At 59.6% G+C, this 19,597-nt stretch carries 20 protein-coding genes and 2 pseudogenes; 7 read left to right on the top strand and 15 right to left on the bottom strand.

Going from position 1 to position 19,597, the window contains the following annotated elements:
- Positions 1 to 3 precede the first annotated feature (3 nt).
- The 4 genes and pseudogenes from CU110_RS05945 to CU110_RS17860 all read left to right on the top strand — a co-directional run bounded on the left by CU110_RS05945 (position 4) and on the right by CU110_RS17860 (position 2,629).
- The gene (locus CU110_RS05945) at positions 4 to 1,020 is read left to right on the top strand and encodes an amidohydrolase family protein (RefSeq protein WP_084208301.1); all 1,017 of its coding nucleotides are present in this window, start codon (positions 4 to 6) and stop codon (positions 1,018 to 1,020) included.
- A gap of 165 nt (positions 1,021 to 1,185) precedes the next feature.
- Positions 1,186 to 1,665 (top strand): annotated as a pseudogene (locus CU110_RS17870) (aldehyde dehydrogenase family protein); the annotation flags it as partial.
- Between the two features lie 25 nt (positions 1,666 to 1,690).
- Positions 1,691 to 2,188: an aldehyde dehydrogenase family protein gene (locus CU110_RS17865; protein ID WP_346427166.1), complete on the top strand. Its 498-nt coding sequence runs from the start codon at positions 1,691 to 1,693 to the stop codon at positions 2,186 to 2,188.
- A 138-nt stretch (positions 2,189 to 2,326) separates the two neighbouring features.
- A complete protein-coding gene (locus CU110_RS17860) occupies positions 2,327 to 2,629 on the top strand; it encodes a hypothetical protein (protein WP_346427165.1) in 303 nt (100 codons plus the stop codon).
- A 98-nt stretch (positions 2,630 to 2,727) separates the two neighbouring features.
- Here the strand turns inward: CU110_RS17860 and CU110_RS05935 are convergent, their stop codons facing one another.
- The 4 genes from CU110_RS05935 to CU110_RS05920 form a co-directional block, all read right to left on the bottom strand.
- On the bottom strand, positions 2,728 to 4,011 hold the full coding sequence (locus CU110_RS05935; RefSeq protein ID WP_084208299.1) for a hypothetical protein: 1,284 nt from the start codon (positions 4,009 to 4,011) through the stop codon (positions 2,728 to 2,730).
- 18 nt (positions 4,012 to 4,029) lie between these two features.
- On the bottom strand, positions 4,030 to 5,379 hold the full coding sequence (locus tag CU110_RS05930; RefSeq protein WP_127734907.1) for an undecaprenyl-phosphate glucose phosphotransferase: 1,350 nt from the start codon (positions 5,377 to 5,379) through the stop codon (positions 4,030 to 4,032).
- Positions 5,380 to 5,434: 55 nt separating this feature from the next.
- Positions 5,435 to 5,893, bottom strand: coding sequence for an adenylyltransferase/cytidyltransferase family protein (locus tag CU110_RS05925; RefSeq protein ID WP_127734904.1), 459 nt, complete (start codon positions 5,891 to 5,893; stop codon positions 5,435 to 5,437).
- An 809-nt stretch (positions 5,894 to 6,702) separates the two neighbouring features.
- Positions 6,703 to 7,881, bottom strand: a complete 1,179-nt coding sequence (locus CU110_RS05920; RefSeq protein WP_240665492.1) for an O-antigen ligase family protein — start codon at positions 7,879 to 7,881, stop codon at positions 6,703 to 6,705.
- A 231-nt stretch (positions 7,882 to 8,112) separates the two neighbouring features.
- On the opposite strand from CU110_RS05920, the gene CU110_RS05915 reads away from it, so the two are divergent.
- Positions 8,113 to 8,304 (top strand): hypothetical protein, encoded by a 192-nt coding sequence (locus CU110_RS05915; RefSeq protein WP_127734898.1) that lies wholly within the window; start codon positions 8,113 to 8,115, stop codon positions 8,302 to 8,304.
- Positions 8,305 to 8,438: 134 nt separating this feature from the next.
- On the opposite strand, the gene CU110_RS05910 is transcribed toward CU110_RS05915, so the two are convergent.
- The 6 genes from CU110_RS05910 to CU110_RS05885 all read right to left on the bottom strand — a co-directional run bounded on the left by CU110_RS05910 (position 8,439) and on the right by CU110_RS05885 (position 14,033).
- Positions 8,439 to 9,722: a TRAP transporter large permease gene (locus tag CU110_RS05910; RefSeq protein ID WP_084208291.1), complete on the bottom strand. Its 1,284-nt coding sequence runs from the start codon at positions 9,720 to 9,722 to the stop codon at positions 8,439 to 8,441.
- Positions 9,719 to 10,348, bottom strand: a complete 630-nt coding sequence (locus CU110_RS05905) for a TRAP transporter small permease (protein WP_084208290.1) — start codon at positions 10,346 to 10,348, stop codon at positions 9,719 to 9,721. Before CU110_RS05905 ends, CU110_RS05910 begins: the two co-directional genes overlap by 4 nt.
- Before the next feature lie 3 nt (positions 10,349 to 10,351).
- Positions 10,352 to 11,326: a TRAP transporter substrate-binding protein gene (locus CU110_RS05900; RefSeq protein ID WP_084208289.1), complete on the bottom strand. Its 975-nt coding sequence runs from the start codon at positions 11,324 to 11,326 to the stop codon at positions 10,352 to 10,354.
- Positions 11,327 to 11,512: 186 nt separating this feature from the next.
- Positions 11,513 to 12,436, bottom strand: coding sequence for a GTP cyclohydrolase FolE2 (gene folE2, locus CU110_RS05895; protein ID WP_127734895.1), 924 nt, complete (start codon positions 12,434 to 12,436; stop codon positions 11,513 to 11,515).
- 94 nt (positions 12,437 to 12,530) lie between these two features.
- Complete coding sequence (locus tag CU110_RS05890) at positions 12,531 to 12,959, bottom strand: DUF4440 domain-containing protein (RefSeq protein ID WP_084208287.1); 429 nt, start codon at positions 12,957 to 12,959, stop codon at positions 12,531 to 12,533.
- Positions 12,960 to 12,998: 39 nt separating this feature from the next.
- The gene (locus CU110_RS05885; protein WP_084208286.1) at positions 12,999 to 14,033 is read right to left on the bottom strand and encodes a zinc ABC transporter substrate-binding protein; all 1,035 of its coding nucleotides are present in this window, start codon (positions 14,031 to 14,033) and stop codon (positions 12,999 to 13,001) included.
- Between the two features lie 132 nt (positions 14,034 to 14,165).
- Here CU110_RS05885 and CU110_RS05880 point away from each other — a divergent pair, with 132 nt between their 5' ends.
- The gene (locus CU110_RS05880; RefSeq protein ID WP_240665491.1) at positions 14,166 to 15,011 is read left to right on the top strand and encodes a metal ABC transporter ATP-binding protein; all 846 of its coding nucleotides are present in this window, start codon (positions 14,166 to 14,168) and stop codon (positions 15,009 to 15,011) included.
- Positions 14,900 to 15,628, top strand: a pseudogene (locus CU110_RS05875) (metal ABC transporter permease); the annotation flags it as partial. The gene CU110_RS05880 and the pseudogene CU110_RS05875, both read left to right, overlap by 112 nt.
- A gap of 39 nt (positions 15,629 to 15,667) precedes the next feature.
- Here CU110_RS05875 and zigA read toward each other — a convergent pair.
- The 5 genes from zigA to CU110_RS05850 all read right to left on the bottom strand — a co-directional run bounded on the left by zigA (position 15,668) and on the right by CU110_RS05850 (position 19,582).
- Entirely contained in the window at positions 15,668 to 16,882 is a 1,215-nt protein-coding gene (gene zigA / locus CU110_RS05870) for a zinc metallochaperone GTPase ZigA (RefSeq protein ID WP_127736746.1), read from the bottom strand.
- Positions 16,883 to 16,894: 12 nt separating this feature from the next.
- Positions 16,895 to 17,479, bottom strand: a complete 585-nt coding sequence (locus tag CU110_RS05865; RefSeq protein ID WP_084208281.1) for a HupE/UreJ family protein — start codon at positions 17,477 to 17,479, stop codon at positions 16,895 to 16,897.
- A gap of 104 nt (positions 17,480 to 17,583) precedes the next feature.
- On the bottom strand, positions 17,584 to 18,222 hold the full coding sequence (gene ureG, locus CU110_RS05860; protein WP_054556181.1) for an urease accessory protein UreG: 639 nt from the start codon (positions 18,220 to 18,222) through the stop codon (positions 17,584 to 17,586).
- Positions 18,223 to 18,303: 81 nt separating this feature from the next.
- Entirely contained in the window at positions 18,304 to 19,005 is a 702-nt protein-coding gene (locus CU110_RS05855) for an urease accessory UreF family protein (RefSeq protein ID WP_084208280.1), read from the bottom strand.
- Positions 18,995 to 19,582 (bottom strand): urease accessory protein UreE, encoded by a 588-nt coding sequence (locus CU110_RS05850; RefSeq protein ID WP_084208279.1) that lies wholly within the window; start codon positions 19,580 to 19,582, stop codon positions 18,995 to 18,997. The genes CU110_RS05855 and CU110_RS05850 overlap by 11 nt, the downstream gene beginning before the upstream one ends.
- Between the last annotated feature and the right edge of the window lie 15 nt (positions 19,583 to 19,597).

Here is a 19,597-nt window from a genome sequence, read left to right as displayed (position 1 = left end):
GTCATGACGGATACCCCAATACAGCGCGAACCTTCACAAAGCCAGCCACTGATCGATGCGCACCACCATCTCTGGGCGCTGGATGGCCAGGTGGCGTATCCCTGGCTGGAAGACTCGCCGGTGGAGAACTTCTTTCTCGGCGATTACGCCGCGATCCGCCAGCCCTTTCAGGTCGCGGATCTCAAGCGTCTGGTGCCTGAGGGCTTCGAACTGGTAGGCAGCGTGCATTGCGAAGCCGAAGCGTCACGCCCACAGGCTGAGAAAGAGACGCGATGGATTACCGAGCAAGCAGCCATTCATGGCCTGCCGAGTGCGCATGTCGGCTGGGCGGCCTTCGGCACTGAGGCGTGCGCCGAACAGCTGGACGCGCAATGTGACTCAGCGCTGTTTCGTGGCGTGCGTGCCAAGCCGGTCACCGCCGCCACACCTCAGACCCGCCAGTCGGTAACGGGAACCAGCGGCAGTCTGCAGGACCCACGCTGGTGCGAGGGACTGGCGCTGCTCAAAGCGCGTGACCTGAGCTGGGACCTGCGCGTGCCCGCCTGGCATCTCGAAGAGGCGGCCACGACGCTTCAGGACTACCCCGGCTTGCGCGTCATGCTCAATCACAGCGGCCTGCCGTGGGATCGCACGCCGGAAGGCCTCGCCCAGTGGCGCGCAGGCATGCGGGCGCTTTCTGAGAACCCGAATGTCGCCGTCAAGCTCTCGGAACTGGGCACGCCCTGGCATGCCTGGGATACCAGCGCCAATCACGAGCTGCTCTGCGAGGTACTGGACGTCTTCGGCCCCCGTCGCTGCCTGTTCGCCAGCAACTTCCCGGTCTCCGGCCTCAAGGTCAGCTATGGCGACTGGCTATCACTGGTGACCGGTGCCATTGCGCAGACGGCGTCTCACGACCAACGCCAGATCGCGTTCGACCAGGTTCTGCACGACAACGCCATTCACTGGTATCGGCTGCCGATTGCCGCTATCACCCACGATGCCAGACCCACCCAACATGCCAGACAGGAGGCACCATGACACTCAACGGCCATCAGCTCATCGGACAGCGCAGCTTCTGCTCGCCAAGGGCGAGGCGATCCACGCCATCAATCCGGCCACCGCAGAGCGCCTGGCACCCGGCTACCCGGGGGCCAATGCAGGGGATGTGGAAGACGGCCTGCCGACTGGCCGGCCAGGCCTTTGATGCCTATCGCGCCACGGACGCCAGAAGAAAGAGCCATCTTCCTCGAGACCATCGCTGAGGAGATCGAGGCACTCGGCGATACCCTGACCCAGCGCGGAATGCAGGAAACCGGCCTGCCTGAGGCACGCCTTAACGGTGAACGCGGTCGCACCTGTGGCCAGCTCAAGCTCTTTGCCAAGGTGTCGTGCGTCGCCGGTGAGTGGCAGGATGTGCGCGTCGATCCTGCACTGCCGGAGCGCACTCCCCTGCCGCGGGCAGACCTTCGCCAGCGTCAGATCCCGCTTGGCCCGGTCGCCGTCTTCGGTGCCAGCAACTTCCCGCTGGCCTTCTCGGTGGCCGGCGGCGATACCGCCTCCGCACTGGCTGCAGGCTGTCCGGTCGTGGTCAAGGGACACTCGGCCCACCCGGGTACCTCGGAACTGGTCGGTCAGCGCCGTCGCTCGCGCCGCCACAGCGTTGTCAGACTGCCGGAAGGCGTCTTCTCGTTGCTGTTCGGCCCCGGCAATGAGGTCGGTCAGGCACTGGTCAAGCATCCCGAGCATCCAGGCGGTCGGCTTTACCGGCTCGCGCAGTGGGGGCACCGCCCTGCTGACGCTTGCCCAATCGCGTCCGCAGCCGATTCCAGTCTACGCCGAAATGAGCAGCATCAACCCGGTCATCCTGATGCCAGCGGCCCTGGAAGCCCGCGCCGAATTGCTGGGCGAGGCCTTCGTCGGCTCGCTCAACATGGGCGCCGGGCAGTTCTGCACCAACCCGGGCCTGGTATTGGCAGTGAAAGGCGCAGCGCTGGAACGCTTCCTCAAGCAGGCGGCCATCCCTGCCATCCAGGCAAGCCCGGTGCCAGACCATGCTGACACCCGGCATCCACAAGGCCTATGCCCAAGTGGCGTCGCGAGCCTGTCCGAACAGCCCCAGGCATCACCTAGTCTGGCCAGCGGTGAAAGCGACTCCCCCATCGCCAGCCCGTGTCAGACACAGCTGTTCAGCACCACAGGCGAGTGACTTTCTTAGCCAATGAGGCCATGCAGGCGGAAGTCTTCGGCTCAAGTTCGCTGATCATCGAATGTCGTGGATCTCGCTCAGCTGCAAGCAGGTCTGCAGTGCACCTCGAAGGCCAGCTGACCGCCACGCTGCATCTCGATGAGGCAGATCATCACCGCGGCCTGCCACTTGCTACCAGTGCTGGAGCGTCGTGCAGGCCGCATCCTCGTCAATGGCTGGCCGACAGGGGTCGAAGTCTGTGACGCCATGGTGCACGGCGGCCCCTGGCCGGCCACCTCCGACAGCCGCACCACCTCGGTCGGCACCGCCGCCATTCACCGCTTCCTGCGTCCGGTCTGCTATCAGGACCTGCCGGATGCCCTGCTCCCGCCGGAGCTCAAGCATGCTCCAGCAGAAGGCATTAGCCGACTGGTGAGTGGGGAGCGGGAGGTCATGCGATGACAAACAAAAAAGCCCGCCAATTTGGCGGGCTTCTGTCATTCATATCCTTGATACCGTCAGCCTTCCCACGATGCGAGAAGCCGAATCTTCGCGATCCTCTAACAATAACGATAGACACCGTCTTGCTTGAGGATCATCCCATCGCTTTCCAGTGCAGAAAGGTATTGACGTGCCTTCTCGACATCACCGTCAAGCAGATAGCGATAAATGACCTTGCTCAAGTACGTGATTGAACGCGCAGTTCGAGAATAACGGATATTGGGAGGATCAATACTACAATCGAAACGCGTCACGGGGGTACGCCAATCGCCATAGTTCTCAGTCAAGTAACGATCTGCATCTGCAGCACCTTTGACTACCTGACTGCCCAAGGTGTAGTCAGTCAACGAAAACTCCGAGTTGTCCCACCGGTGGATAGCGGAGCCATGCCAGACGACGCTCCCCTCTTGCACATGAACAAAAAGGTCAGCGACAAGGCCGGTATGGTGCACGAGTTTGACAAGTATCGGCTGAGTCAATCTGGAATATCGCACGGCACGCTCGGATACGACTTCCCGGAAAGTACAATAACTTTCTGACTTTATGAACCAGGTATTGTCGGATCCAGCAACAGCATCTCGAAGTTGCTTGATATCGAAGTCCTTGGCGTCGACACCGATATCAATATCGTAGTCATGTCCCAGGAAATCCTGTTCTCTCACGGCTCCAAGAAGCGTGCCACTGATGACATACCAGGGCCACTCAAGGCTACCCATCAAACTATCGCAATCCTTGATCGTGCGATAGGCATCATTCTTGTCAAACGACTGCGCTGACTTCTGGAACTTATGCGCCACGACAGGCGCTGCTGTCGGATTGTCCAAGTCAGCGCTGATGATCGACAATGCATGATTGACGCTGGCGCAGAAGGATTTGTCATATTGCCAGAGTGAGTCTTGCGGAGAGATGACCAGACTGCTGGTAGACGTATCACGATCATTATCACACTCTGAGAAATCGGCTTTTTCCAGCTTCCCACCATGCAGATCAGCCTGCCAGATATGGCGCTCAAAGTCAGTGATGCGCTGGTTGTCAGCCAACCAGGCAATGAGGCAGTCGGCCGCCTTGGTAGACATTTCTTCAGAAATATCGAAAAAGAAATCAGACCTGGTCGACACTGGCAGCCACCCGGTATGCGCAAACCAGATGCCTCGCCGCACGACGATTTTCAGTCCATTGCTTCGCGATGCGAGCTTGATACTGTCTGCCGCTACGGCCAGAGGCGCACCCAACATCCACACACCAATGCCGGATAACAAGGCCAAAGGATAACGAAGTAATGGGTGGCGTGGTTTATTCAAAAACCGTAGAAGCCGATAGGATTTTTCGACTTCGATATTCATTTCACTTTCACCAATGTGTCAGTACGCATGTTTATGGATCAAACCCTTGAAGAGAGTCAGCATGATGATACGTAAGTCCAGCCATAATGACCAATGCTCTACATACCACAGGTCGCATTCAATTCGCTTGGCCAGGTCCGTATCGCCTCGCCAACCATTGATCTGTGCCCAGCCCGTGATACCGGCCTTGACCATGTGCTTTTGCATATAACCAGGAATTTCGTGACGAAGTTTTTCGACGAAGATCGTGCGTTCCGGACGCGGCCCCACGATTGACATGTCACCTTTGAGCACGTTGAGGAACTGCGGCAACTCATCCAGGCTGGTCTTGCGAAGGAACCTGCCCACAAGGGTAGTTCGTTTCGCCTGGGCATTTCCCCACTGCACCCCACCCTTTTCACTGTCGACTGGCATCGAGCGGAATTTCAGCATCTTGAAGGGCTTTCCGTTCAACCCGACCCTTTCCTGGGTATAGAACACCGGGCCCGCAGAGGTACATTTCACCAATAGCGCGATAAGCGCCAATAAAGGTGACAGCAGAATCACGATGATCAATGACAGCAGGCGATCCTCGATCCACTTGAGAAGCTTTGCCCCCAGCGACATGCGACTGCAACTCAGATCAAGCATGAACAGACCGGCAACATCTGATACATCATGGTTGATAAGGCGAAAATCACGCATATCGGGCATGTAACGCACATTGCAGGTCGTCAGGCTCAACTCTGACTGGATATCACGAACCAGGTTACCTTGCGTCAATGGGAGACAGATCCAGACTTCCTGCTCCTGATGGACGATCTGTTGGTCAGGCTGGTAGCGCTCTGGCTCAATTGCGCTCCACCCCCAATGCTCAATCCCCCCAGTCAAGATGACTCGTTCTACATCAAAGCCTGCTGTCGGGATCTTGGCCAGCTGACGCACTGCACCAACACAGGTCAAGGCATCACCAATCAAGAGGACGCTTTTGCGGTTCTTGCCCTTGGCTCGCAGATGGTTGAGAACAGGATAAGCAATCGCACGAATCAGGATGGAGTATGTCGTAGCACTTACCATCCAATAGCCAACCCACAGCCGGGAGAACTTGTCACCTGTCTTGGTCATGAACATGACCAGCGCCAACAGCCCTCCCAACATCATGTATCCGGCCATGATCTGGAATACCAGGCGGAAGCGGACTTGTCCTCTCCAGGAACGATAGATATTGAAATGCGGCAGTACCAGAAGAGCTAATATCCCCCCCAGCAACATGCCCCAACCATATCTCTCGGAAACATCCAGTCCCCCAAAATGGAACCAGTGTGCACTGAACCCTGCCAGAAAGATAATACAGAAATCGACCAGGCGTACCAATTCAGTGGTATACATGGTATAGCCACTCAAGACGCGATTTTGAACTTTCATAGCGTTTGTAACATCATCATTATTCAAGATCTCTACGGAGCAATTCCAAGACTTCGAAAGCCTTGATGAGATCTTCATGAGGAATTGACAAGAACCGCTTCAGTGAGCGTTTCAGATCCGTCGTGGATATATCCTTGGTGCGCTCCATATACAGCACTTCACAATATTCCTGCAGAAAGTCGAACTCCCCTTTCCAATCTTCCCCTATTGCGAAAGTATCGACATTATATTCCTTGACGTCGCGTACTTTTTGCTCCCAGTCGTTTTCAGGAATCACGAGATCTACACAATCGATCGCTTCCACGATCTTGGCACGCTGATCGTAGGGAATCAGTGTCTTCTTGCCTTTCAGCAAGTTGAACTCATCAGTTGACACACCGACTATCAGACGATCACCTCTCTCACTGAGACGCTTCAGGAGATTGAGATGCCCGATATGGAACATATCAAACGTGCCATAGGTAATAACCGTTTTCAAGGCACGCTACCGCCCCAGGATTTTGGGGCAATTCCTGAGGCCAGACGACAAACAGGGCGCCGTAGTGAGAGCACGGTGCCCTGTTGGATAAAATAGCGAGGTTTTTTATTGAAAGCTTCATGGATTATACATATTTTCGTCATATTTGGCTAGATTCAGGGCAATGAAGCCCATCTTCCTGCAGGTGCAAGATCAAGAAAACATCGGATAATCATCACCTTAGTGTCCATCGTAGGCATGACGCGACCAAGGGATCGACAGGAACGGTGCTGTTCTTGTGAAATGCACCCGGCACCGGATGGGACAGAGCAGACTCGCAAGCATCAGATCATGTTAATTATTTATCATGAGAGCGGCTCTCAGTACGATAGTAATGCGTCTCAGTCTTCAGATATTTTTCTGGCTTTAACCTCCCGCCTTCTAGCTTGGTCAGTAATTGATCGCTTCCATCGTATGCCACTCCCCAGCTCATGTTTTCACTGAATTATTCATTTGCATTACTCCAACACTCACTGTATTTATCTATCGATGCAACAGTGGAGGAAAGTCTAGAGGATATCACCAGATGGTGATGCGTAGCAGATCGTGTCTATCTGATGACCGCTTGAGATACCTCAAATCAGAGACCCGGATCATTATTCATAAATATTTCAATGATGCACCGTATCAGAAGCATGGACTCACTCGTCCCCTTTCAGCTTACTGGCACCTCTTGCTCATATTAGGTGACATTCAATAATCTTGTATTCAAAAATAAAGCGCGCCAGAATTTTCTGACACGCTTTATTCATACTTCTTTACAGATTCGATTACGCAGTCTGGTGACTTAAACGCCAACGCCAATAATGCGTGATCAAACCACCGACAATCAGATTATGGACAAACAGGCCTGTCGGGAATGAATTATAGGATTCAAAGTTACTGATTATCATCCAATAGATGAAGAACATCAGGCCGAAGCAGGCAATGTCATCAGGCATCGCATTACCCCGCCACGCGAGCCAGGTGGCACGGCCAATCCAGAATGCCAATAGAGACATCGCGACAAGTCCAACAATCCCATATTCGACCCAGGTTTCAAGGAAGTAATTATGCAGGTGGCCATATTTTGCCAGTACCCAATCTGGCAGCCAGGTCGTTTTCGACATGACCAACTGACGCCCTTCAGGTCCCCACCCTGTCATCGGGCGTTCCGCAATCCACTGGCTCGCCGCGATCCAGCTATTGATACGAATGCCGATGCTTGTATAAGGAACTTCCGTGATTTCGCCATCTACCAACTGAGATATCACACTGCTCTCTTTATGGAAGCGATGATTGAGAGAGTCTCCCAGTGTAGAGACCAGTACCCCTGCCCCGATTACTATGGATAATGAAATTGTGACGAGATACTTTGTCAAATGTCTGGTTCTACCCTCCAGTACGGACTTGATAACCCAGAGTATCAGACCGATGCCACTCGCAATCGTTGCACTGAGCCAGACGGCTCTTGTCTGACCAACGGCGATGCCAGTCACCACCATCACCATCGCCAGGCACCAAAGCGCTATTCTCAAATACCGCGCGTTACCGTCGCTCCAAAAGCGACGAGCAAAACAGAGCAAACCCAATAGCGAAACCCCAAACAACATGGATGCATGCTGGTTATTACGGATTCCGAATCCCACTCTTTCCCCAGTAAACCCGGTGAGCCATCCGTCGTCACCTGGTGCAAATAGCGTCGTGACCAAGACCCCGCCGACTGCCAGTCCCCACACGATGAGAGTATTTCGTGTACTTCCGTTCAACCACCACGCCACACTGATGAAGATAAACAATTTGGCCAGATCCTGGAGCCTTGGGTCATCTATCGCCCATTGCGGGTACTGCCATAATCCCAGGCTCCAGGAAAACAATTGTACGCAGAGAAACCCCAGCAATAGTAAGAGGGGGGCCTTGCGCAAGCCTTTACCGTATACACAGAATGCGACAAGCCCCGAAAATGCCAAGACTCGTTCCATCACTTCTTGAGTGTTTGGCAAGACAAATTGTAAAGCGGCATATAATAATAACGATATGTCGCCGTCTTGCAGCCGCGAATACTGCCGCTGGTGCTGTCATCAGAGCGCTGGTGGGCTTTCGGTTCCGCAGTCGTCTTCATGTCGGTGGGCGGTTCGTGGATTGCCAATGCCTTGTGAAACTCCTCCGCCCAGCGGTTGCCGGTCTCCGTGGGTGGGCAGATGACCGTCTTCGAGACCTGCTGTGTGTTGCTCTACGGATACCTGCTGGCATGGCAATGGCCCCTGACCAACGAAGTATTGGGCATGCTGCTGATGCCTGGAGGTGTCACCTGGATTCTCCGTGCCGAACAGCATGTGTCCGGCCCCCGCCAGATAGCACAAGGCGTGCCGGTTGCTGGACCGGAAAAGTGAAATCCCCCGCCTGATGCAGCGTGGATTGCCTGAGGGGCATGCACCTCGGGGGTCGCTTGCTGGCTTCAGACACGCCAAGGCCGCCTCAAAGGGCGGCCTTGGCGTGTCTGGTGAGCAGTCTCCATCACTGCCCTTCACCCATAGAAGTGCTCGACAAGGCTCATGGGAATCGCCGGCACGTAGGTGACCAGCATCAGCACCAGGAAGAGCACGAAGATCATCGGCAGATTGACCTTGGTGGTTTCCCACATGTCCGTTCTGGCAATCGAGCAGGAGGTCGCCAGCACCGAGGCGACGGGGGGTGTCTGCTGACCGATGGCGAGGTTGAGCGTCAGGATCAGGCCGAAGTGGATCGGGTCGATCCCGATCTGCTGGATCAGCGGCATCACGATCGGCACGACCAGGATGATGGCCGCTGCACCATGCAGGAACATCCCCAGCAACAGCAGCAGGATATTGAGCAACGCCAGCACCGCCACCGGGTCCGTGGTCAGTGAGGTGATTTCCTGCGCCAGTTGCTGCGGCAGCTGCATCTCGGTCAGGAACAGCCCCAGGACGGCTGAAGTCGCGACCAGCAGCATGACGACGGAAGTCTGGATCACGCCATCGATCACCGCCCGATACAGCACCTGCAGATTCAACTCGCGATAGACCAGCCCCCCGATGACCAGCGCCGCCAGCACAGCGATGCCCGCTCCTTCCGTGGCGGTCACGAAGCCGCCGAAGATTCCGCCCAGGATGATGACCGGCAACGTCAGCGCCCAGAAGGCTTCCCGGAATGCCTTGCCAAGCGCCGACAGCGAGAAGGCAGCCTCACGCGGCATGTCGTACTTGCGGGCATAGTAGTAGCAGAGCACTGCCAGGCCGAATCCCCCCAACAGGCCCGGAATGATCCCTGCCACGAACAGTTTGACGATGGAGGTATCCGCGATGGCGCCATACAGGATCATCGACAGCGACGGCGGAATGATGATCGCCAATGACGCGGAGGATGACGTGATGGCCGCCGAGAACTCTGGCGTGTACTTGCGCTTCTTCATCTCGGGAATCAACACCGACCCCGTGGCTGCCACGTCCGCGACAGCCGAGCCGGAAATCTCGGCAAAGAACAGTGACACCCCGACATTGACCATGGCCAGGCCACCGCGCACGAACCCCACCATCGCCGTGACGAGATTGATCAGCCGCATGGAGATGCCTGACGTGTTCATCAGCGCACCGGCGAGGATGAACAGCGGAATCGCGATCAGCGGAAACTTGGTCGCGCCATTGAAGAGCGTCAGCGGCACGTTCACCAGCGCGTCCACGCCCATGAAGATCACCACCCCCACGACCCCCACCGTGCCGATGGCAACCGCGATGGGCACGTTGATCAGCACCAGTGCGAACAGGGCCGCGATAATGATCAGTAGCGTCATGAACGGTGCTCCTTGAGGTCTTCCTCGGCCAGGCGGATGGCTTCCGCGATCTCTTCCTCTTCGCTGTTGACCCCTTCACACATCTTGCGCCATGCGTGGGGCAGGCTCAGCAGCTCACACACGATGAAGAGTGCCGCACTGAGCGGGATCACCGACTGGGTGACATCCAGGCCGATGCTCGGCAAGGCGATCAAGGCATCCCAGGCCAGCACGTCCAGCACCTGATACCCAAACCAGCCCACCACGGCAAAGAATCCGATCACGATTAGCTCAGAGGTAATGAACAGCGTACTGCGCAGTGCGATGGGCGCCTTGGTGATCAAGCCGGGAAAGCCCATGTGCGAACGCTTCAAGGCCGCGAGACAAGCGCCATAGAAGCTGAGCCATGCCAGATTGATCGAGGCGACCTCGTCATACCACGGCAAGGAGCCACCGAAGGTACGCAAGGCCACTGCCGCCAGCACGATCACCGTCAGCGACAACAGCAGGCTGACGGTAAATACCTCAAGGCAGCGTTCTACCACACGGTTGATTCTGTCCAGCACTGTCAAGTCAGCCTTGGGCGTCAGTCCTTCCCCACTCTCGGTGGGGAAGGTTGCCTTGGCCGCATGGGAATGCGAGCTCATGACTTACTCCTTGGCCAGTGCCATGGCCCGGTCAACCAGCGCCTGGCCGCCATCGACCTTGTCGGAGAACGCCTGATAGACCGGCGCACTTGCAGTGACGAAGGCATCCCGGTCCACCTCGTTGACGGCCATGCCACCCGCCTTGAGGCTTGCCAGCAGCTTGTCATCAAGCTCCGCACCCTTGGCGAAGGCCCAGCTCTGGGTCTCGGCGGAGACTTCGGCAATCGCTGCCTTCACGTCCTCGGGCATCTTCTTCCAGCCGGCCTGACTGCTGGTCAACCAGATGGGCGAATAGACATGATTGGAGAGTGACAGGTACTTCTGCACCTCCTGGAACTTGGCGCCATCGATGTTGGACAACGGGTTCTCCTGACCATCGACGACCCCGGTCTGCAGCGCCACGAAGACTTCCGAGAAGGCCATCGGTGTCGGGTTGGCGCCCCAGGCGTTGAACATGCCGGTCCGCCATTCGCTCTGTGGGGTACGCAGCTTCAGCCCGTCTAGGTCTTCTGGCGCAACGATCGGATGCTCGTTGTTGGTGATCTGACGGAAGCCGTTCTTCCAGGTGGAGACCAGCTTGAGGCCCTTGGACTTGGCATCCTCGGCCAGATCCGTCATCACGATCTCGTCATCGATGCGCTTGAGGTGCTCGCGGTCCTTGACCATGAACGGCATGTCGAACAGGGCGAAGCTTGGTGACACGGACGACATCACCGAGGAAATCGCGGCCAGGTCGACCGTACCCAGGCGCAGCTTCTGGATCAGCTGGCGCTCATCCCCCAGCTGCCCACTGTGGTAGTACTCGACCTGATGCTCATCGCCGAGCCGGGCTTGCAGGCTATCGGCGAAGTACTGCGCGGTCTGGCCCTGCAGACTGTTGGGACTTCCCCCGATGGCAAACACGATCTTCTCGGCATGCGCGGTCGTGGTACCCAAGGCGGCGGCTAACAGCGTGGCGGCAAGCATGACTCGCTTCATTGTCGAATCCCTTTGATTGTTCTGATTATGGGTATGGACGTATCGCGTCTGGCATGACGCTTGACTTCCTCAAGTGGACTGCAAACCATACCAGATAGAGCAGAACTTAGACGCCTTCCGACTCAAGGGTCAATCCAATTGGCGCAGAAATAGACCTTTGTCTAGACAAATACGCAATATATCGCTCTACACCATAACATCTGGCCTGTTTTGCAAACCACATCCCCAAGCCACGGCATCATGGGGGTGAAGGCTCTCGATATGCCGCACATGGACATGCGCCTCACCCTGTGAGACCGCCAGGCCATTGATCAAGCGGCGCGCGGCGTCCTCGACGAACATCAGATTCTGACCATTGAGCGCGGCAAACGCCTGCTCATCGGCGCGTTTCACGGCCGTCTGGACAGGCGTCGCCACGGCCTGCTCGATGGCATCGATCAGCGCGATCAGTCCCAGATCCTCGGCCTCAGGCTTGAGGGTGACCCGGACAATCGCTTCACTGCGCTGGCTGTGGGGCGTGGCCAGGGTGGCATGGTGGGTGAGCCACTCGGCGACCTGCTCTGGGGTCAGCGTTGCATCATGGCGGTGAGCCTCCAGGAATGCCTGCTCGATCAGCTGACGCGACAGGGCCGCCGAGCAGGGACAGGTGGAGGAATAGCCAACCGTGACACTGGCCTGCAGCGTGAACCTGCCCTCGTGCAGACTGGCCTCCAGCGTGACGGGATACGACTTCCATCCGTAGAGTGCCGGCGTGACTAGCGCCGGACGCTTCACCAGCAGTGCGAACGTCATCTTCACGCGGGCATTGCGCGAGGCGCAGTCATGATGACTTTCGACCATTGCAGCGAGCACATTCCGCAGACTGCCGGGGGTCAGCGCCTTGCCCTCCGCCAGCCCATCCAGCAGACGGTAGAGGCGCGACATGTGAATGCCCTTGGTGTGCGGCATCGGCAGGTCGACCTGCGCATCCACGCGGGCATGCAATTCACGGCGGTAATCGCCCTCCTCGATGAGCACGGGCAGATCAATGCCCTGCATGCCCACCCACTGAAGGGGGCTCAGGGAACGGGAGCGCTCGGTCAGGGAAACGTCGGGGAGTATTGCGGTCATTCGTCAGATATCCAGAGCGGCTCTCATCAGTGCCGCCTTCCTCACGCCGGTGGGAGGCAGAACACAGCGCGGACGGCTCGCCGTCAGCGCAGGATCATCCCGCCAGTCGCGAGGAGTGATGGCCGGTGATCCTCCACTCGCCGAGGATCTCCTCGAAGGTGAACAGAAAGCGGGCCGGAATCGTGACCGTCTCGTCAGCGACGCGATACTCGAAGGTGTAATGCCCGCCGATCACCACGGTGCCCAGCTTGCGACTGACCCGTGGCGAGTACTCACCCAGCTCGCAGGCCAGCGCCTCATTGGCGAGAAAACCATCGAAATAGGCCTGCCGCTGCTGGCGATTCTCACGCACATCATCGGCGACCGTCGGCACCAGAATCGCGTCCTCGGCATACAGCGAGAGAAGCGTTTCCTTTTCCCCACGCGTGACGGCGATCGCCCAGCGTTCGAGCGTGCGCGTTGCGGCATTGATGCAGAATTCAGCGTCACGTTCCGTCAATGGTGGGGACGTCGGATGGGGCATGCAGTGGCTCTCCCTTGAGGATGAGGCTCTTGAGGACGCTCAGGCGTCGGCGCACCGCAGGATGCCCTGCCCCAAACGCTCGATCAGCTGCGGATAGAGTGTCTCGCCCAGCGGCAGCCCGACCCCCAGCGGCTCGAAGACGATGGAGGTCTTGACGCCGGTCCCCTCGAAGACACTCTCGATCAACGCCGGGTTGTATTGTGGCTCACGGAAGACGCACTGGATGTTGTCCCGCGCCACGCGCGCCTGGATCTCCTTGACGCGCGCCGGGCTGGGCGTGGAGGCATCCCCTAGCGAGATGGCACCGGAGGCCGGAGCATCGAAGCGGTGCTCGAAGTACTGGTAGGCATCATGGAAGACGATATAGCGAGTGCCCTGCACCTGCGCCAGACGCGCTGAGAGTGACTCAGTCAGCGTCTCGAGCTCCCGCTGGCCCGCCTGGGCATTCCTGCGATAGGTCGCGGCGTGCTCCGGGTCCTGCGCTGCCAGCGATTCCGCGATCGCCGCCAGCCAGAGACGCGCATTCATCGGGTCCAGCCAGCCATGCGGGTTCATGCCAGCGTGGGCATGCTCATGATGCTCGTCATGTCCGCCATCATGATGATCGTCATGGTCACCGTGCTCTTCATGATCACCATCGTGATGCTCTTCGTGATCGCCATGCGCTTCATCATGTTCAAAAGACACCTCGTCATCATGATGATGCGCTTCGAAGGTAGGCCCTTGGCGGTAGCGCAGATGAAGGGTGCCGGGCACTTCCATCAGCTCGAGGGTGTCGGCATCCGCGGCCAGCGACGCACGCGCCTTGGCAAGCCAGGGCGTCAGATCATCACTGACGAAGAACACGATATCCGCGTCGGCCAGTGACCTGGCCTCCGAGATCCGCATGGAATAGCCATGCGGCGAGGCTCCAGGCTGGATGACAAGCTCGGGACTGCCCAGCTCCCCCATGACGCGCGAGACCAGTGAATGCACCGGCGGGATGTCCACCGCGACGGATGGCACCTCCGCCATGGCCACGGCGGGCAGCATCAACACTGGCAGCGAGAGTAAGGGCAGCAACCGATTGCGCATGACGGTTCTCCAGAAGATGCGATGACACGGAAGGAAGTTCGGAGACGCTACCGCCTCGACTCAATATGTTATAACATAACACTTACGGTCACTGAACCGTCAACGTTGTCATTCTTCAAGGGCCCGCTCCCCATGCCGCTGTTATCGATCGAGAACCTCTGCGTCACCCTCGGCAAGCACCGCATTCTCGAGGAGATCGAGCTACAGGTGGAACGCGGTGAAATCGTCACCCTCGTAGGCCCCAATGGGTCCGGCAAGTCCACGCTGCTTCGCAGCATCATCGGGTCCATTGCCCCATCGCACGGTCGGATACAACGAGAGCCGGGACTCAAGATCGGCTATGTCCCTCAACGTCTGAGCCTTGACCCGACGCTGCCGATGACGGTGGAACGCTTCCTGAACCTGCCACATCGACACTCGCTGGATGCCGTGGCGCATGCCCTCCTGCAGGCCGGCATTCCCGGTGCCGAGGTTCAGCAGATCGCCAGTCTCTCCGGTGGTCAGTTCCAGCGCATTCTGCTGGCCCGTGCACTGCTGGATTCGCCTGATCTCCTGCTGCTGGATGAGGCGACCCAAGGCCTGGATCACCGAGGCATCGCGGATTTCTATCGTCAGATCGACCGTGTCCGTCACACCCTCGGCTGCGGAGTGCTGATGGTCAGCCACGAACTGCATGTGGTGATGCGCGCCTCGGACCGCGTCGTCTGCCTGCATGGGCACGTCTGCTGTCAGGGCACGCCAGAGCGCGTCATGGCCTCACCGGCCTATCAGGATCTGTTCGGACTCGATACCGCTGACGCCCTCGCCTTCTACCGACATGACCATTGGACGATTTCATGGTCCGCGCCGCTCTGGCAGGCATTGCCGTGGCGCTTGCGGCAGCGCCCCTGGGCTGTTTCGTCGTCTGGCGGCGCATGGCCTATTTCGGCGATGCCACGGCCCACGCCGCAATTCTCGGGGTGGCGCTGTCACTGTTGATGTCCACCTCGATGCTGGCAGGCGTGCTCATCGTCTCGCTGATCATGGCGACGCTGGTAACCCTGCTCAGCGGACGCGGCTATGCCATGGACACCCTGCTTGGCGTCATGGCGCACTCCTCGCTCGCCTTCGGGCTGGTCGCCGTCTCCTTCCTGCCTGGCGTACGGATCGACCTGATGGCCTATCTGTTCGGCGACATCCTGGCCGTCAGCAAGACGGATCTCGCCATCATCGCCACAGGCGGCCTGCTGGTCCTCGGGCTGCTTCGCTGGCGCTGGTCAGCCCTGCTCACTGCGACACTCAATGAAGACCTGGCGCGCGCCAGCGGCATCAACCCGCGACGCGAGCAGCTGGTGCTGACACTGTCGCTGGCCGTGGTGGTCGCGGTCGCCCTGAAGGTGGTCGGGGCGCTTCTGATCACCGCGCTGCTGATCATTCCAGCGGCCACGGCACGCCGCTTCTGCCACACCCCAGAACTCATGGCGGTTACCGCTGCCATCATCGGCGGGATTTCCACCACGGGCGGTCTGCAGGCGGCCTACTGGCTGGATACCCCCACCGGCCCGACCATCGTGTGTCTCGCCGCCCTGCTGTTTGCCCTGAGCAGCGTATCGGCAAAGCTCTCGCGTCTGGCCTCCCGCACAGCCCCCCATCACTCATTCCCAGGCGGGGAACGGGTCCGGCAGGTCACGCCAGGCTTCCTTGCCCGCCAGCAGCGTGGCGTCATCGAGCAGACAGTCATCCAGCGCCTGGCGGATACGGGCTTCCTCCAGGTTCTGGCCGATGAACACCAGCTCCTGGCGCATGTCGCCGAAGGGCTCTTGCCATTTTTCATGGATCGACGCCAGATACTCGGGGTCTTCAGGCCATTCGACCTTCGGTACCGCCTTCCAGAACATGCCGCCGAATCCGTAGTGGGCGATGCCACCGGCCTGGTTCCACTGCCCCGCGAACTGCGGGCGCGTGGCCAGCCAGAAGAAGCCCTTGGAGCGCAACAGCTTGCCACCGAACCAGTCCCCGTGGAGCAGCTGGTGGAATTTCTCGGGATGGAACGGCACGCGCGCATGGTAGGAGAAGCTCGAGATGCCGTACTCCTCAGTCTCCGGCACGTGCTCGCCGCGCATCTCCTTCAGCCAGCCCGGTGCCTGCTGTGCACGATCGAAACTGAAGCGACCGGTATCCAGCACCTTGGAAAGCGGCACGGCGCCCTGCGCCATGGGCAGAATCTCGGCCTCCGGGTTGAGCGAGCGCAGCACGGCCGTCAGCTCATCCAGCTGGGTTGCCTCGATCATGTCCGTCTTGCTGATCAACAGCACATCGCAGAACTCGATCTGGTCAACCAGCAGGTCGGCGACATTGCGCTCATCGTCCTCGCCGAGGCTTTCCCCGGCTTCGGCCAGTGACTGCGCCTCGCGATACTGGGCAAGGAAGTTGGCACCATCCACGACGGTGACCATGGTGTCGAGGCGCGCGACATCGGAGAGGCACTGGCCATCCTCATCCTCGAAGGTGAAGGTTTCCGCCACCGGCAGTGGCTCGGAAATGCCGGTGGACTCGATCACCAGGCAGTCGAAGCGCCCCTCCTCGGCCAGCCGGCGGACCTCGATGAGCAGGTCCTCGCGCAGCGTGCAGCAGATGCAGCCATTGCTCATCTCCACCAGCTGCTCCTCGGCGCGATTGAGCGCCACCTCGCTGCCTGTGCCGGGTGCGCCACGCACCATGGCGGCGTCGATATTGACCTCGCTCATGTCATTCACGATCACCGCCACCCGCCGCCCTTCGCGGTTGGCCAGGATGTGATTGAGCAGTGTCGTCTTGCCGGCGCCCAGAAAACCGGACAGCACAGTGACTGGCAGGGATTGTGGCAGAATGTCAGGTGACGATCAGACCGCCATCATCACGGCAGAGGCCATCACTGCCCCACCCACCAGACGAGACGCGATGGTTGGCACGCCCATCAGGCGCTGACCCACTGCACGGCCCAGCAACGCCAGGACCAGTGTCGCGACCACGAAGCCCGCCATGTAACCCATGGCACTGCCAGCCGCGGGCATTTCCAGCGCGTGGGCGAAGCCGTGGAAGGCCATGAAGCCGGCCACCATGACGGCGCCAGCCAGAGTCGGCAGACGCAGCAGCAGCGCCACCAGCGCACCGGACACCAGCACCGAGAGCAGGATGCCCTGCTCCGCGATCAGCGCATGCAGCGCCTGTCCACCGCTGAGAAGCGCGATGCCCGCCCCCGCCAGCATGCCGATGACCATCAGCAGCGGCGTGCCAAACCTCAAGGCCCGTGACTGGCGCGCGCTCCAGATGCCGATGGCCAGCATGGCCAGCAGGTGATCCAGCCCGGTGAAGGGATGCGTCAGGCCGGCCATCAGTCCGTGGGCATCATGGCCGGGGTGTGCGGAGGCCGAGGTCGCCACCAGCAGCAGCGAGGTGGCCAGCAGTGCGGAGTGAGAACGCTTCATGTGTCATTCCTGAACAAGATGATGATGAATTCACCCGATATCCGTCATGTGTCGACTACCGGGAGACAATGGATTCCTGGCAAGCGGCAGAAAACGCTGCGCCGTCAGGCCTGTGCCGCCAGCTTTTCCGGGCGGCGCTCCGGCAGCATGCCGCGATCCAGAATGAAGGCGATGATCTCTTCCAGGCCGACGCCGTCATACAGGTTGGCGAACACGAAGGGCCGCTCGCCACGCATCTTGCGCGAGTCGCGGTCCATCACCTCAAGCGAGGCATGCACCTGCTCGGCGATGTCGATCTTGTTGATGATCAGAAGGTCGGACTTGGTGATGCCCGGCCCGCCCTTGCGCGGAATCTTGTCGCCTGCCGAGACGTCGATCACATAGAGCGTGAGATCGGAAAGTTCGGGGCTGAAGGTCGCGGACAGGTTGTCACCGCCGGATTCCACCAGCACCAGCTCCATGTTCGGATGGCGGGCCTGGAGATCATCGATGGCCGCCAGATTCATCGAGGCGTCTTCGCGGATCGCGGTATGCGGACAGCCGCCGGTCTCGACGCCGAGAATGCGGTCCGCCTCCAGTGCTTCATGGCGCAGCAGGAAATCGGCATCTTCGCGGGTGTAGATGTCATTGGTGACCACCCCGATGTCGTAGTGATCGCGCAGGGCCAGACACAGCTGACGCAACAGCGCCGTCTTGCCGGAGCCCACCGGCCCACCCACTCCTACGCGTAGACAATGCTTCATGACAGCTTCCTTTCTCGTGAGATATCAGGCGTTCGTGTCGGTCGGTTCAGGCGCCGCCGCCTCAGGACAGGCGGCGTTCACTCAACTCCTGAACAGACGGGAATATTGGGTTTCGTGCTGGGCGGAGGCGAGTGCCAGCCCCGGCAGTATCGGGCCAAGCGCTGCATCCGGGCGCTCAAGCGCCTGTGCGACAACCTCCACCACGCGGGGTCGCAACTGCTCGGTCAGGCGCTGCGCGGCGGTGTGCCCCAGCGGCATGGCCTTGCAGGCCACCGCCAGCTGGTTTTCCAGCCAGGCCCAGGCGAAGCCGATCAAGGTCTGGCGCAGTGGCACCCCACGCTGATGCGCCACCCAGGCGAACACCGTGACGTAGCCCGGTGTCTCGGGCATCAGCGCCGCTGGTGGTTCAAGCGCGAGGCTTCTGAGCAGGCGCAGCAACGCCGCCCCGAGACGCGCGTCCTCATCGCTGAGTTCGGCGGTTTCGCGTGTCGCCTTGAGCCAGCCATCCCACTCATTGAGCGCCGCCGCATCCTCCTCGGCCCATGCCTGCTGCAGGCGCACCAGCAACGGCAGTTCGCAACGGCCGAGCCCGTCTTCCAGCACGCCATCGATCCACTCGCCAAGCTCCTGCTCCTGAGTGACCCACCCCAGTTCGAAGGCACTTTCCAGCCCCTGGGACCAGGCAAAGGCACCGATGGGCAAGGCCGGACTCACCAGCTGCAGGAGCCCCAGCAGTGCCAGGTCCTCCTGAGCCGGCAGGCTCGCCATGGCATCAGTGCTCATGCGTGTGCTCATGGGCGTGGCTGTGAGAATGATCGTGGCTGTGCTCATGCCCGTACGAATGACCATGATCGTGAGAATGAGCCCCCTGTCCCGCCTGGGCATAGGCGCCCGACTCAGGATCAAAGGGCGCCTCGTGATGGGTGAGGGTCGCGCCAAGGCGCTCGGCCAGCGCTTCCAGCACGTGATCCGGCGGGAAGCGCACCCAGCCGGTTTCCGTGTCGGTCCCTTCATCCTGCATGCCGATCGCCAGCTGCACATGGCGATTGCCCAGGTGATAGCAGAGCGCCGCCATCGGACGCCCGGCGGCGATGTGGGCAGTCACTACCGGCTCATCCGCGGCGCGGATGCAGATTACCTCGCCCTCGCGCGAGGCCAGCCGATCGCCGTCACGCAGCACCGGTCCGCGATCCAGAAACAGGCCGACCTCGCGCCCGCCGTCCGTGGTGGCACGCAGCCGCCCACGGATGCGCAGCTCCAGCGGCAGAGTCAAGATATCCAGAGGCTCTGCCTCGGTGTGAGCGCTCGCTGGGTCGCCTGATCCACTGGCGTCTGGCAGGCGATGTATCAGTTCCATCATGGCGTCAATCTCGAA

The sequence above is a fragment of the Cobetia sp. ICG0124 genome (genome assembly GCF_004006355.1).
In the GTDB taxonomy this organism is placed as follows: Bacteria; Pseudomonadota; Gammaproteobacteria; order Pseudomonadales; family Halomonadaceae; genus Cobetia; species Cobetia marina.
This window is presented reverse-complemented; position numbering and strand designations above follow the sequence as displayed.